Raw genomic sequence first — 13,972 nt, 5'->3', positions numbered from 1 at the left:
TTGGCCCGGTGTCAGCGGGCGTGGCTAATGGAATCTTGTTGTTCGTCCGAATCCAAACAGCCCTTGAAAGGCGTCATCGAACGAAAGACGAAGGGCACGGACCCTTCGCCTTTTTAAGCATTTACGCGCCGACTACGATCGGCCTTGCCAGAGGCGGGACGGCGGCGCTGGTGGGCGCGATGCCGGCTTCGAACTCTGGACGGAAGTATTTGATTGCGCTGCCCAACGGCTCCACGGCGCCCGGTGCGTGAGCACAGAAGGTCTTGCCCGGGCCGAGGAAACCGACCAGACCCAGCAGGGTCTCGATGTCGCCTGGCTGACCCTGACCGTTCTCGATGGCCATCAGGAGCTTGACGCTCCATGGCAAGCCATCGCGGCAAGGGGTGCAGAAACCACAGGATTCGCGAGCGAAGAACTGCTCCATGTTGCGCAGCAGGGACACCATGTTGACGCTGTCGTCGACCGCCATGGCCAGGCCGGTACCCATACGGGTGCCCACCTTGGCGATGCCGCCGGCGTACATTTGTGCGTCCAGGTGCTCAGGCAACAGGAAACCGGTACCGGCGCCGCCAGGCTGCCAGCACTTGAGCTTGTAACCGTCGCGCATGCCACCGGCGTAGTCTTCGAACAGTTCGCGAGCGGTTACGCCGAATGGCAGTTCCCACAGGCCTGGGTTCTTGACCTTGCCGGAGAAGCCCATGAGCTTGGTGCCCATGTCTTCGCTGCCTTCGCGGGCCAACGACTTGTACCAGTCCACGCCGTCGGCAATGATCGCCGGCACGTTGCACAGGGTCTCGACGTTGTTCACGCAGGTCGGCTTGCCCCAGACGCCAACGGCGGCGGGGAAGGGCGGCTTGGAGCGCGGGTTGGCGCGGCGGCCTTCGAGGGAGTTGATCAGTGCGGTTTCTTCACCGCAGATGTAACGCCCGGCGCCGGTGTGGACGAACAGCTCGAAATCGAAGCCGCTGCCGAGGATGTTCTTGCCCAGCAGGCCCGCGGCCTTGGCTTCTTCCACGGCACGGTTGAGGTGCTTGGCGGCGGTGGTGTATTCGCCGCGCAGGAAGATGTAGCCACGGTAGGTTTTCAGTGCGCGGGCACTGATCAGCATGCCTTCGATCAGCAGATGGGGCAGTTGCTCCATCAGCATGCGGTCTTTCCAGGTGTTGGGTTCCATTTCATCCGCGTTGCACAGCAGGTAGCGGATGTTGATGGATTCGTCTTTTGGCATCAGGCCCCACTTCACGCCAGTGGGGAAGCCTGCACCGCCACGACCCTTGAGGCCGGAGTCCTTCACGGTCTGGACGATGTCGTCCTGGGCCATGTCGGCGAAGGCCTTGCGGGCAGCGGCGTAACCGTTCTTGGCCTGGTACTCGTCGAGCCAGACGGCTTCGCCGTCGTCACGCAGACGCCAGGTGAGCGGGTGAGTCTCGGCCGAACGCTTGATGCGGTTGGCCGGACCGAAGGAAGTCAGGGTCATACGTAGCCCTCGAGCAATTTGGCAACGCCTGCTGGCTGCACATCACCGAACGTGTCGTCGTCGATCATCAACGCCGGTGCCTTGTCGCAGTTGCCGAGGCAGCAGACCGGCAGCAGGGTGAAACGACCGTCGGCGGTGGTTTGACCCAGGCCGATGCCGAGCTTGCTCTGGATTTCGCTGACCACGGACTCGTGGCCGCCGATGTAGCAGACCATGCTGTCGCAGACGCGAATGATGTGGCGGCCAACCGGTTGACGGAAGATCTGGCTGTAGAACGTCGCCACGCCTTCAACGTCGCTGGCCGGAATGCCGAGGATCTCGCCGATGGCGTACAGGGCGCCGTCCGGCACCCAGCCACGTTCCTTCTGGACGATCTTCAGGGCTTCGATCGACGCCGCGCGCGGGTCTTCGTAGTGATGCAGCTCGTGCTCGATGGCCGAGCGCTCGGTTTCGCTCAGGGCGAAACGGTCTGTCTGGATAAGCGTGCTGTTCATGCTTAGCGGTCCACGTCGGCCATAACGAAATCGATACTACCCAGGTACGCGATCAAGTCCGCGACCATGCTGCCTTTGATCACCGAAGGGATCTGCTGCAGGTGCGGGAAGCTTGGGGTGCGAATCCGGGTGCGGTAGCTCATGGTGCCGCCATCGCTCGTAAGGTAATAACTGTTGATGCCCTTGGTCGCTTCGATCATCTGGAAGGATTCGTTGGCCGGCATCACCGGGCCCCACGAAACTTGCAGGAAGTGCGTGATCAGGGTCTCGATGTGCTGCAGGGTGCGCTCTTTCGGTGGCGGCGTGGTCAGCGGGTGATCCGCCTTGTACGGGCCTTCCGGCATGTTGCGCAGGCACTGGTCGATGATCTTGATGCTCTGGCGCATTTCCTCGACGCGCACGATGCAGCGGTCATAGGCATCGCCGTTGGCGGCCAGCGGCACTTCGAATTCGAAGTTCTCATAGCCCGAATATGGACGCGCCTTGCGCAGGTCGAAGTCGCAACCGGTCGAACGCAGGCCGGCACCGGTGACACCCCATTCCAGGGCTTCCTTGGTGTTGTAGGCCGCGACGCCGATGGTACGGCCACGCAGGATGCTGTTGTCGAGGGCGGCTTTCTGGTATTCGTCCAGGCGCTTTGGCATCCATTCGACGAAATCCTTGACCAGTTTTTCCCAGCCGCGCGGCAGGTCGTGGGCGACGCCACCGATGCGGTACCAGGCCGGGTGCAGACGGAAACCGGTAATGGCTTCGATCACCGTGTATGCCTTCTGGCGGTCGGTGAAGGTGAAGAACACCGGGGTCATGGCGCCGACGTCCTGGATGTAGGTACCCAGGAACAGCAGGTGGCTGGTGATCCGGAAGAACTCGGCCATCATGATGCGGATGACGTCGACCTTCTCGGGCACCTTGATGCCGGCCAGCTTCTCGACCGAGAGCACGTACGGCAGGTTGTTCATCACGCCGCCGAGGTAGTCGATACGGTCGGTGTACGGAATGAAGCTGTGCCAGGACTGACGCTCGGCCATCTTCTCGGCGCCACGGTGGTGGTAACCGATGTCCGGTACGCAGTCGACGATCTCTTCGCCGTCCAGCTGCAGGATGATGCGGAACGCACCGTGCGCCGAAGGGTGGTTCGGGCCGAGGTTGAGGAACATGTAGTCCTCGTTCGGGCCGGAACGCTTCATGCCCCAGTCTTCAGGCTTGAAGCGCGCGGCTTCTTCCTCGAGCTGTTGCTTGGCCAGGGTCAGGCTGTACGGATCGAATTCGGTGGCGCGCGCAGGGAAGTCCTTGCGCAGCGGGTGACCTTCCCAGGTCGGCGGCATCATGATGCGCGACAGGTGAGGGTGGCCTTTGAAGTCGATGCCGTACATGTCCCAGACTTCACGCTCGTACCAGTTGGCGTTCGGCCAGATGCTGGTGACGGTCGGCAGGCTGAGGTCGCTCTCGGAGAGGGCAACCTTGATCATGACGTCGCTGTTACGTTCGATCGACATCAAGTGATAGAACACAGAGAAGTCGGCGCCGCTCGGCAGCCCTTGACGCTTGGTGCGCAGACGCTCATCCACGCCGTGCAGGTCATAGAGCATGACGTACGGCTTGGGCAGGTTACGCAGGAAAGTCAGGACTTCGACGAGTTTGGCACGGGCAACCCAAAGCACCGGCATGCCGGTGCGGGTAGGCTGGGCGGTGAACGCCTCGGGGCCAAAACGGTTGTTCAGTTCGACGACCACATCCTGGTCGTCAGCCTTATAAGGCGGGATGTACAGAGCACTGCCTGTAGTCATGATTTTTTTATCGCTTTCGGTCAACGTAAAGAATGAAGCCAGCTTCTCGTTTCTTTGAAACAGCAGATCTGGATCAGACTTCGTCGGGGCTGCGCAGGTTGGTTACCTGAATACGCTGTTCGCGGCGCTTTTCCTTCTCGGAAGGCATCTCGGCGCGGTAAACGCCTTGATCGCCAACGACCCAGGAAAGTGGGCGACGCTCCTGGCCAATCGACTCCTGCAACAGCATCAAGCCTTGCAGGAAAGCTTCAGGGCGGGGCGGGCAGCCAGGCACGTAGACGTCCACGGGCAGGAACTTGTCCACCCCTTGAACGACAGAGTAGATGTCGTACATGCCACCGGAGTTGGCGCACGAACCCATGGAGATGACCCATTTAGGTTCGAGCATTTGCTCGTACAGACGCTGAATGATCGGCGCCATCTTGATGAAGCAGGTACCGGCGATAACCATGAAATCCGCCTGACGCGGTGATGCCCGGATAACTTCGGCGCCAAAGCGCGCGATGTCGTGGGGCGCCGTGAAGGCGGTGGTCATTTCCACATAGCAGCACGAAAGGCCGAAGTTATACGGCCACAGGGAGTTCTTGCGACCCCAGTTGATCGTGCCGTTAAGCACGTCTTCGAGCTTGCCCATGAAAATGTTTTTGTGGACTTGATCTTCTAACGGATCGGAAACGGTTTCCCGTTCGCCAATCGGATACTGCTCGTTAGGAGCATCGGGGTCGATCCTGGTGAGATTGTATTGCATTGCCAAAGCCTCATTGTTTCAGCTTCGCTTGCCGCTTGCGCCGAGCTTCCGGAGCCCAGTCAAGGGCGCCCACTCGGAATAGGTAGACAAGACCTGCCAACAGAATTGCTATGAAAACGAGAGCTTCGACGAATCCGGTCCAGCCGCTTTCGCGGACGGACACAGACCATGCAAAGAGAAAGAGGGCTTCGATATCGAAGATCACGAAAAGCATCGCGACCAGATAGAATTTGGCAGAGAGCCGCAAGCGGGCGCCACCTGTGGGTAGCATGCCGGACTCGAACGGTTCGTTTTTGCTGCGGCCCCAGGCTTTTGACCCGAGGAGGCTGGAGACGCCGAGCATGAAGGCACAGAGGCCGACTACGCCCAGAAGGAAAATGGCAAAGCCCCAGTTGTGGGCCATGAGTCCTGTCGCTTCGGGCATGCTGGTAATCCTTAACAGAGAGCAAAGGTCTCTGAGCTTGAAAAGAAACAACGCAGTGACGATATGTCGCAGCAATCAATCGCGCTGATTTTATGGCTAAACACTCGGCAAGTAAAATTCCTATAGCGAAATTATTTACCGAAATAAGGACATAGCGAGTGGCAAAAGCGCTGTAGCCCTTGCGTTACGGGCATTAGGTGGCATTTCGTCAATTATGTTTTGTAGGGATTGTAACGAACATAGTTTCACCTGAATGATAATCAATATCATTTGCGTTGGTTTTGAATCTGTTTAACGGGTCAGTGTTCGTTAAGTTGTCTTATATGCACGTTACTTGAAGTAGCGGCGGTGATCTTTTTAGCGGATTTTTCCGATGTTGATGCCGCTCTGGATCAGTATTTTTCCAGATCGCCACCAGCCCCTGTAGGAGCGAGCTTGCTCGCGATGGTGGTCAGCGATGACGCTGGGGGCCTGACACCCCGCGGCGCCCTCGGGGTCATCGCGAGCAGGCTCGCTCCTACAGAAGGGGGCGTTCATTGAAACGCAGGCAAAAAAACGCCCCGAACCAGTCGGGGCGTCAGATGTGCAGCGCTGCGGTTAGCTTTCTATCCGGTCCGCAGCGGCTGTCATTTCAGGTGAAGCAGATCAGTGGAACTGTTCTTCTTCGGTCGAACCGGTCAGCGCGGTTACCGAAGACGAGCCACCCTGGATCACGGTGGTCATGTCGTCGAAGTAGCCGGTGCCCACTTCCTGCTGGTGAGCCACGAAGGTGTAACCCTTGGCGGCGTCGGCGAATTCCTGCTCCTGCAGTTTCACGTAGGCAGTCATGTCGTTGCGGGCGTAGTCGTGCGCCAGGTTGAACATGCTGTGCCACATGTTGTGAATGCCGGCCAGGGTGATGAACTGGTGCTTGTAGCCCATGGCGGACAGTTCACGCTGGAACTTGGCGATGGTCGCGTCGTCCAGGTTTTTCTTCCAGTTGAAGGAAGGCGAGCAGTTGTACGACAGCAGTTGGTCCGGGTATTCCTTCTTGATCGCTTCGGCGAAGCGACGAGCTTCTTCCAGATCAGGCTTGGCGGTTTCGCACCAGATCAGGTCGGCGTACGGCGCGTAGGCCAGGCCGCGAGCGATAGCCTGGTCGAGACCGGCGCGCACTTTGTAGAAGCCTTCCTGTGTACGTTCGCCAGTGACGAATGGCTGGTCGTACGGATCGCAATCGGAAGTCAGCAGGTCAGCAGCGTTAGCGTCGGTACGGGCCAGGATGATGGTCGGAGTACCGGCAACGTCAGCGGCCAGGCGAGCAGCGATCAGCTTCTGTACGGCTTCCTGGGTCGGTACCAGTACCTTGCCGCCCATGTGGCCGCACTTCTTCACCGAAGCCAGCTGGTCTTCGAAGTGAACGCCGGCGGCGCCTGCTTCGATCATGCTCTTCATCAGCTCGTAGGCGTTCAGTACGCCGCCGAAACCGGCTTCAGCGTCAGCCACGATTGGCGCGAAGTAGTCGATGTAACCTTCGTCGCCCGGGTTCTTGCCGGCTTTCCACTGGATCTGGTCAGCACGACGGAACGAGTTGTTGATGCGCTTGACCACGGTTGGAACCGAATCCACCGGGTACAGCGACTGGTCCGGGTACATCGATTCGGCGGAGTTGTTGTCCGCAGCTACTTGCCAGCCCGACAGGTAGATCGCCTGGATGCCGGCCTTGACTTGTTGCACAGCCTGGCCGCCGGTCAGGGCGCCCATGCAGTTGACGAAATCTTTCTCAGGACGGAAGGCTGGCTTGGCACCTTGGGTAACCAGGTTCCACAGCTTTTCGGCGCCCATTTTTGCAAAAGTGTGCTCAGGTTGAACCGAGCCACGCAGGCGGACGACGTCAGCAGCGGAGTAAGTGCGTGTCACGCCTTTCCAGCGCGGGTTTTCAGCCCAGTCTTTTTCGAGGGCTGCAATTTGCTGTTCGCGTGTCAGTGCCATGGAGATAAACCTCGTCGCATAGGTCTTGGGGTGGAAAATTCCTGCTCCTGCCACGTACGCATCCTGAAATTGGCGTAAGAGGCTGCTCGCTGACCAGAAGCTTAGGCGGTCAAGTCGGGTTCGGCGGGGGAGGCGACGGGATGAACGATGGGCTCGAGGGGAAGTGAGCAGGTACGGGCGGACTGCGGGCGCATTCGGGCGTCGTGGGCCTTGGTGCGAACATCAGTGTGGTGCCGGGTTACCTAATTACGCTTCCGTCCCTCGGGACAACTTCGTTCCAGTCGACAACCTCGTCAAACACACCTTGTGGGCGGTACAGACACGAATCGGCTTGCGTGGGGTAAGTTGCAAGCGGCGACTCGAAGGCCCTTGCCGGGGCCTCTGATTAGCGGGAGCGAGGCCATCATGCCTTCGGTTTTTTGGCTCGTCAAACACTTTGTAGTGCTTTTTTTCAAGCACTACATCTTTGGTCTAATACGACTTGCCAGTCAGTTTTCGGTGACTTAGTCCAAAGTATCGACTTTCACCCGTAGCGTCATGTCATCCCGGCCTTGAGTCGAGTAGCTGCGGGTATGGCCCTGTTTGTCGGCCTGTGTCTGGCTGTTCACGCCAGCCAGCAGGATCCATTCGCCCAAGTGTCCGGTGACGGTTGTGTCGGTACTTTGTACGTTCACTACATCGGGACGTTCCTGGCTCATGCGGTCATGGTTGGTGCTGATCGACAGGTGAACGATGTCACCGGTGACGCTGGCGGTGACATAGAACCCCTGAGTGACGTTGCGGTATTCGGTCTGGCTGCGCAGGTCGCCGTAGGAATCGGTCTGGCTGGTGGTGAGCGGTACGCTCTGGCCGACCTGGATCAGTGCCGGCGTGCCTTCGCTGGCCTGGACTTGCTGAATGCCGCCATTACGGCTGGCGGTGTTGTAACTGATGATGCGGGTCTGGTTGGGCTTGGCGCCGTTCACCGAATATCCCTGGTCGCCCTGGGTGTTGTTGTCACTGGTATCGACCGTGATCAGCAGGCGTTTTGGCGCCGTGTCGAGCTGGGAAAGAAGGGCTTTAAGTTCGTCGATCTTGCGCTGATCAGCGTTGACTATAAGCTGATTCCCGTAAGCGCTGACCTGGCCGTCCTTGCCGATGAAATCCTGTGCGACCGGCAACATGTCGGCGCTGGTGTGGTAGTTCAATGGCACGATTTCGGTGGCTGCCATGACCGAAAAACTGCAGGTCACCAACAGCGTGGTGAGCAGGGTGCGTAGGGACATATCCGTTATCTCCGCAATCAAAGGCTTGATAGTGCCACTTTGTCGGCCCGTAATGGGGCAAGTTGAATCGTAGACAGCAAAACGCCCCGGCATCCGAAAATGGCGAGGCGTTTTGTGGTGTTTGCGTGTTGCTTTTGTGGTGAGGGAGCAAGCTCCTTCACCACAGGTATCAAGCCGAATGGCGAACCATATCGACATGCGGAATCCCTGCTTCCAGGAACTCCTCACTGACCATGCTGAAGCCCAGGCGCTCATAGAACGCCGTGGCTTGGACCTGGGCGCTGAGCATCTGCTGTTTTAGCCCGCGCTTTTCGGCTTCGCCGATGACCGCTTGCATCAACGCATCGCCGACTTTCAGGCCGCGCCAATCCTTGAGTACCGACACTCGGCCAACGTGACCGTCAGGCAGCAGGCGGGCGGTACCGATTGGAAAGTCGCCTTCGAATGCCAGGAAGTGCACGGCAGTCGCGTCGTCGGCATCCCACTCAAGTTCAGGTGGAACGCATTGCTCGGCGACGAACACCGTCTCACGAATGCGCCGGATCTCGGCGTTGTCCTTTTGCCAGTCTGCGACACGTACGTGAATCTTATTCATCGGCAAACCCCAGGCTACCTTGCTTGACCAGCTCGCACAGCAGGCTGCGGCCATCTTCGTCGCTCAGCCATTGGTCGAGGTTGTCGCTGTGCAGTGCATCGGCGGCGCAGATCATCTTCAGCAGCTCGCGCAATTTGCCCGGCAGATAACGGCTCTGGCCGCTGGCGAACAGCAGCAAGTCATCATCGACTTCCGACCAGGCCAGGCGTGCGCTTGGGTTGCGGATCAGTACGGCGCCCTGTTCGAGTGCGCTGAGGACGTCTTCCTCTTCGACGTCTTCCGGGCCGACGACCAGTTCCGGATAGCGTGGCTCGGTCATGAACTGGCCGAACCAGGTCAGCAGCAGGCGTTCGTCGCTCATGTGTTCGGCCAGCAGGCCTTTCAGGCGGTCGAGGGCGTCGTGCTGGATCTGGTGCGGATCGACCGCAGGCAGGGCGTCGGCGTCGGTGTAACGCTCTTCGTCAGGCAGGAACTGGCTGAGGAAGTCAGTGAAGTGGGTCAGTACTTCAGCAGCGCTCGGTGCGCGGAAGCCGACGGAGTAAGTCAGGCAGTCATCGACCGCGACGCCGCAGTGGGCCAGGCGCGGTGGCAGGTAGAGCATGTCACCCGGTTCCAGCACCCACTCATCGGTCGCTTCGAATTCGGCGAGGATGCGCAAGTCCGCGTGCTGCAGCAGCGGGCTTTCGGAGTCGCACATCTGGCCGATCTTCCAGTTGCGCTTGCCGTGGCCTTGCAGCAGGAACACGTCGTAGTTGTCGAAATGCGGGCCGACGCTGCCACCTGGTGCCGCGTAGCTGATCATTACGTCGTCGATGCGCCAGCTCGGCAGGAAACGGAAGTGCTCCAGCAGTTCGCCGACTTCCGGAACGAACTGGTCCACGGCTTGCACCAGCAGGGTCCACTCACGTTCCGGCAGTTTGCTGAATTCGTCCTCGGCAAACGGGCCGCGACGCAGTTCCCAAGGGCGCTCGCCATGCTCGATGATCAGGCGCGATTCGACTTCTTCTTCCAGCGCCAGGCCGGCCAATTCGTCGGCATCGAGCGGGCTTTCGAAGTCCGGGATGGCCTGACGGATCAACAGCGGCTTTTTCTGCCAGTAGTCGCGCAGGAACTCCCGTGCCGTGATGCCGCCCAAAAGTTGAAGAGGAATGTCAGGATTCATGTGTAACCTATTGAAAAAATGCACTTTTCATACGGGAATAAAAACGCCCGGCGCGGCCGGGCGTCTTAAAAGGGTCAAGCGGTCGATCAGATGCGTCTGGCTTGCTCTGCAGCGTTACCGATGTAGTTTGCCGGGGTAAGCAATTTCAGTTCGGCCTTGGCGGCGGCTGGCATGTCCAGGCCGTCGATGAAAGTCTGCAACGCTTCAGGGCTGATGCCCTTGCCGCGGGTCAATTCTTTCAGCTTCTCGTACGGGTTTTCGATGTTGTAGCGGCGCATCACGGTCTGGATGGGCTCGGCCAGGACTTCCCAGCACGCGTCCAGGTCGGCGGCGATTTTCTGCTCGTTGAGCTCCAGCTTGCTGATGCCTTTGAGGCTTGCTTCGTACGCGATCACGCTGTGGGCAAAGCCGACGCCGAGGTTACGCAGGACGGTGGAGTCGGTCAGGTCGCGCTGCCAGCGGGAGATTGGCAGTTTGCTCGCCAGGTGCTGGAACAGTGCGTTGGCGATGCCCAGGTTGCCTTCGGAGTTTTCGAAGTCGATCGGGTTGACCTTGTGCGGCATGGTCGACGAACCGATTTCGCCTGCGATGGTGCGCTGCTTGAAGTAGCCCAGGGAGATGTAGCCCCAGATGTCGCGGTCGAAGTCGATCAGGATGGTGTTGAAGCGGGCGATCGCATCGAACAGCTCGGCGATGTAGTCGTGCGGCTCGATTTGCGTGGTGTACGGGTTGAAGCCCAGGCCCAGCTCGTCTTCGATGAAGGCGCGGGCGTTGGCTTCCCAGTCGATCTCAGGGTAGGCCGACAGGTGTGCGTTGTAGTTGCCGACGGCGCCGTTGATCTTGCCCAGCAGCGGAACGGCAGCGACTTGAGCGATTTGACGCTCCAGGCGGTAAACCACGTTCGCCAGCTCTTTGCCCAGGGTGGTCGGCGAAGCCGGTTGACCGTGGGTGCGCGACAGCATTGGCACGTCAGCGAAACGGATGGCCAGTTCGCGGATGGCGTTGGCGGTCTGGCGCATCAGCGGCAGCATCACGTCATCGCGGCCTTCGCGCAGCATCAGGGCGTGGGACAGGTTGTTGATGTCCTCGCTGGTGCAGGCAAAGTGGATGAACTCGCTGACCTTGGCCAGTTCCGGCAGCTTGGCCGCTTGCTCTTTGAGCAGGTATTCGATGGCTTTTACGTCGTGGTTGGTGGTGCGCTCGATCTCTTTGACGCGCTCGGCGTGCTCCAGAGAGAAGTTTTCCGCCAGGGTGTTCAACACCGCGTTGGCTTCGGCGGAGAACGCCGGCACTTCGCTGATGGCAGGGTGAGCGGCCAGACGCTGGAGCCAGCGTACTTCAACCAGAACGCGGGCACGGATCAGGCCGTACTCGCTGAAAATTGGGCGCAGGGCCTGGGTTTTGCCGGCGTAGCGGCCGTCAACAGGGGAAACCGCAGTGAGCGAAGAGAGCTGCATGGGGTGTTCTCGGACAGTCGGGCAACGAAATGGGGCGCGTATCATACATGAAAAAATCCGCCGGTCCGTTGCCAACTGACCAGCGTATTACGCGTTACTGACTACAAAAGGGTGTTGCGGATGCGCCTCAGCTGGCGCGCATCAAGGGATAAAGCTCTTTCAGCAATTTGCGCCGGCTGATCACCAACTGCCAGCGATGGCCGCCCAGCTGCCGCCACAGGCGTGCAGAGCGAATGCCGGCCAGCAATAGCGCGCGAATTTTCGACGCGTTACTCGGTTGCTGCAGGTTGCGCATGTCGCCGTGGACCTGGATGCGTTGGCGCAAGGTGCTCAGGGTGTCCTGGTACAGCGCGCCACACGCGGCGATCACGTTTTCATGGGCCGGGCCGAAGTGTTCGACCTGGGACTGAATCTGGGGCAGACGTTTGCCGATGATGTCCAGCATGTCGCTGCGCTTGGCCAGTTGGCGCTCAAGGCCGAGCATGGCCAGCGCGTAGCGCAGCGGTTCGCGCTGCAGGGCGCTCGGATCGCGTTCGAGGGCGCCGATCAAGGCGCGATAGCCTTCGCGCAGATTGATATCGTCGCCGCCGTAGACTTCCAGGGTGTCCTTGGGGTCGCGGATCAGCAGGCTACCCAGCATGCAGGTCAGGCCGGCCTCGTTGGTCTGGCCGGTCTTGGCAATTTTATCGACCAGCACGGCGGCGAGAAACACGCCGCCCAGTGCCGTCAGTTGCTCCTGGGTCGGGCTCATTGGGGCTGCCCTTTGCCGGTGCTCTTGCTGGTCCAGGGTTCCGCCACTTCGATCACTCCGCCACCCAGGCAGATTTCACCGTCATAGAACACCACGGACTGGCCCGGAGTGACCGCGCGTTGCGGGTCGTCAAACGTGGCGCGGTAACCGGTGGTGGTTTTTTCCAGGGTGCAGGGCTGGTCGCTCTGGCGATAGCGGACCTTGGCGGTCAGTCTGCGCGGCTCGCTCAGGTCGATCGGATTGACCCAGTAGATGTCCGAAGCGAGCAGGGCGCGGGAGAACAACCACGGGTGGTCATTGCCCTGGCCGACGATCAGTTCGTTGTGTTCCAGGTCCTTGACCAGCACGTACCACGGCTCGTCGCTGGCGTCTTTCAATCCGCCGATGCCCAGGCCCTGGCGCTGGCCAATGGTGTGATACATCAGGCCATGGTGGCGGCCGATGACTTCACCTTCGGTGGTCTTGATCTCGCCCGGTTGTGCCGGCAGGTACTGCTTGAGGAAGTCGCTGAAGCGACGTTCGCCGATAAAGCAGATCCCGGTGGAGTCCTTTTTCTTCGCGGTCGCCAGTTCGTATTTCTCGGCAATCGCGCGTACTTCCGGCTTTTCCAGCTCGCCGACCGGAAACAGGGTCTTGGCGATCTGTTCGCCGCCGACGGCGTGCAGGAAATAGCTCTGGTCCTTGTTCGCGTCCAGGCCCTTGAGCAATTCGGTGCGACCGTCGATGTCACGGCGGCGCACGTAGTGGCCGGTGGCGATCAGGTCGGCGCCCAGCATCATGGCGTAGTCGAGGAACGCCTTGAACTTGATTTCGCGGTTGCACAGGATGTCCGGGTTCGGCGTGCGGCCGGCCTTGTATTCGGCCAGGAAGTGCTCGAAGACGTTGTCCCAGTACTCGGCGGCGAAGTTGGCGGTGTGCAGCTTGATTCCGATCTTGTCGCACACAGCCTGGGCATCCGCCAGGTCATCCATGGCGGTGCAGTATTCCGTTCCATCGTCTTCTTCCCAGTTCTTCATGAACAGGCCTTCCACCTCATAACCCTGCTCGATCAGCAGGAGGGCGGAAACGGAAGAGTCCACGCCGCCGGACATGCCGACAATGACGCGCTTCTTTTGTGTGTCAGAAGGGGCTGGATCACGCATAGGGATTCAATGAGTGTCTTGAAAAAGGACGCGATTCTAACAGGCTGGAGCCCGCAAGGCTAAAGAGAAGGGCGGATCAATTCGAGACCGAACTGTTTGCCGTCCAGATAGTCGTCGATACAGCGGATAATCAGCTCGCTGCGCCAGCTGTCCCTCTGCTCGATTAATTCGTCGCGGGTCAACCACTTGGCGCCGACGATGCCGTCGTCCAGCTGGTAGTCCGGGTGGTGTTTGAGCGGCTTGGCGATGAAGCAGACCCGTTGGTAGGTCACACCGTTGCTGGGAGCGGTATAGAGATAAATGCCCAGCACGCCGGTCGGCTCGACGTCCCAGCCGGTTTCCTCGAGGGTTTCGCGCACGGCGGCCTCGGTCAGGGTTTCGTTCGGGTCGAGGTGGCCGGCGGGCTGGTTGAGCACCACGCGTCCGTGCTTGAGTTCCTCGACCATCAGGAAGCGGCCGTTGTCTTCGACGATGGTGGCGACGGTGATGTGGGGTTGCCAGTCCATGAAATACCCTCAATTTTCAAAAGTTGAAACACTATCCCTGTGGGAGCTGGCAGACCAGCTCCCACAGGGTTTTGATTCGACCATAAATCCCAAAAACACAAACCCCGGCACAGGGCCGTAATGCTGTTCACTTAAGCATTTGAGTCAAAGCCGGGCTTCCTAGAAAATCCGATGCCAGACCTCTGGCATCGGA

Annotated in this window: 13 protein-coding genes and 1 pseudogene; 1 reads left to right on the top strand and 13 read right to left on the bottom strand. The window is 59.7% G+C overall.

Annotated elements, in window-relative coordinates:
- Positions 1 to 121 precede the first annotated feature (121 nt).
- The 5 genes from nuoF to JQF37_RS29295 form a co-directional block, all read right to left on the bottom strand.
- The gene (gene nuoF, locus JQF37_RS29315) at positions 122 to 1,477 is read right to left on the bottom strand and encodes an NADH-quinone oxidoreductase subunit NuoF (protein ID WP_130207583.1); all 1,356 of its coding nucleotides are present in this window, start codon (positions 1,475 to 1,477) and stop codon (positions 122 to 124) included.
- Positions 1,474 to 1,971: an NADH-quinone oxidoreductase subunit NuoE gene (gene nuoE / locus JQF37_RS29310; RefSeq protein WP_007970445.1), complete on the bottom strand. Its 498-nt coding sequence runs from the start codon at positions 1,969 to 1,971 to the stop codon at positions 1,474 to 1,476. Before nuoE ends, nuoF begins: the two co-directional genes overlap by 4 nt.
- A gap of 2 nt (positions 1,972 to 1,973) precedes the next feature.
- Entirely contained in the window at positions 1,974 to 3,758 is a 1,785-nt protein-coding gene (gene nuoC / locus JQF37_RS29305; RefSeq protein ID WP_130207581.1) for an NADH-quinone oxidoreductase subunit C/D, read from the bottom strand.
- Positions 3,759 to 3,831: 73 nt separating this feature from the next.
- The gene (locus tag JQF37_RS29300; protein ID WP_047527662.1) at positions 3,832 to 4,506 is read right to left on the bottom strand and encodes an NADH-quinone oxidoreductase subunit B; all 675 of its coding nucleotides are present in this window, start codon (positions 4,504 to 4,506) and stop codon (positions 3,832 to 3,834) included.
- Positions 4,507 to 4,516: 10 nt separating this feature from the next.
- Complete coding sequence (locus tag JQF37_RS29295) at positions 4,517 to 4,930, bottom strand: NADH-quinone oxidoreductase subunit A (RefSeq protein WP_003223812.1); 414 nt, start codon at positions 4,928 to 4,930, stop codon at positions 4,517 to 4,519.
- Between the two features lie 444 nt (positions 4,931 to 5,374).
- Here JQF37_RS29295 and JQF37_RS31865 point away from each other — a divergent pair.
- Positions 5,375 to 5,452, top strand: a pseudogene (locus JQF37_RS31865) (outer membrane lipoprotein carrier protein LolA); the annotation flags it as partial.
- Positions 5,453 to 5,575: 123 nt separating this feature from the next.
- Here the strand turns inward: JQF37_RS31865 and aceA are convergent.
- From aceA to JQF37_RS29255, 8 genes are all read right to left on the bottom strand, one after another.
- Entirely contained in the window at positions 5,576 to 6,901 is a 1,326-nt protein-coding gene (gene aceA / locus JQF37_RS29290) for an isocitrate lyase (protein ID WP_103405058.1), read from the bottom strand.
- 503 nt (positions 6,902 to 7,404) lie between these two features.
- Positions 7,405 to 8,166: a secretin N-terminal domain-containing protein gene (locus JQF37_RS29285; RefSeq protein WP_130207577.1), complete on the bottom strand. Its 762-nt coding sequence runs from the start codon at positions 8,164 to 8,166 to the stop codon at positions 7,405 to 7,407.
- Positions 8,167 to 8,335: 169 nt separating this feature from the next.
- Complete coding sequence (locus JQF37_RS29280) at positions 8,336 to 8,761, bottom strand: GNAT family N-acetyltransferase (protein WP_047527672.1); 426 nt, start codon at positions 8,759 to 8,761, stop codon at positions 8,336 to 8,338.
- Positions 8,754 to 9,923: a cupin domain-containing protein gene (locus tag JQF37_RS29275; protein WP_130207575.1), complete on the bottom strand. Its 1,170-nt coding sequence runs from the start codon at positions 9,921 to 9,923 to the stop codon at positions 8,754 to 8,756. The genes JQF37_RS29280 and JQF37_RS29275 overlap by 8 nt, the downstream gene beginning before the upstream one ends.
- 86 nt (positions 9,924 to 10,009) lie before the next feature.
- The gene (gene purB / locus JQF37_RS29270) at positions 10,010 to 11,380 is read right to left on the bottom strand and encodes an adenylosuccinate lyase (protein WP_103405060.1); all 1,371 of its coding nucleotides are present in this window, start codon (positions 11,378 to 11,380) and stop codon (positions 10,010 to 10,012) included.
- Positions 11,381 to 11,507: 127 nt separating this feature from the next.
- Complete coding sequence (gene hflD / locus JQF37_RS29265; RefSeq protein ID WP_090468415.1) at positions 11,508 to 12,131, bottom strand: high frequency lysogenization protein HflD; 624 nt, start codon at positions 12,129 to 12,131, stop codon at positions 11,508 to 11,510.
- A complete protein-coding gene (gene mnmA / locus JQF37_RS29260) occupies positions 12,128 to 13,273 on the bottom strand; it encodes a tRNA 2-thiouridine(34) synthase MnmA (RefSeq protein WP_130207573.1) in 1,146 nt (381 codons plus the stop codon). Before mnmA ends, hflD begins: the two co-directional genes overlap by 4 nt.
- A 59-nt stretch (positions 13,274 to 13,332) precedes the next feature.
- Positions 13,333 to 13,779, bottom strand: a complete 447-nt coding sequence (locus JQF37_RS29255) for an NUDIX hydrolase (RefSeq protein ID WP_130207571.1) — start codon at positions 13,777 to 13,779, stop codon at positions 13,333 to 13,335.
- Between the last annotated feature and the right edge of the window lie 193 nt (positions 13,780 to 13,972).

Origin of the sequence: Pseudomonas sp. MIL9 (assembly GCF_016887925.1) — a bacterium.
Taxonomy (GTDB): domain Bacteria; phylum Pseudomonadota; class Gammaproteobacteria; order Pseudomonadales; family Pseudomonadaceae; genus Aquipseudomonas; species Aquipseudomonas mohnii.
This window is presented reverse-complemented; position numbering and strand designations above follow the sequence as displayed.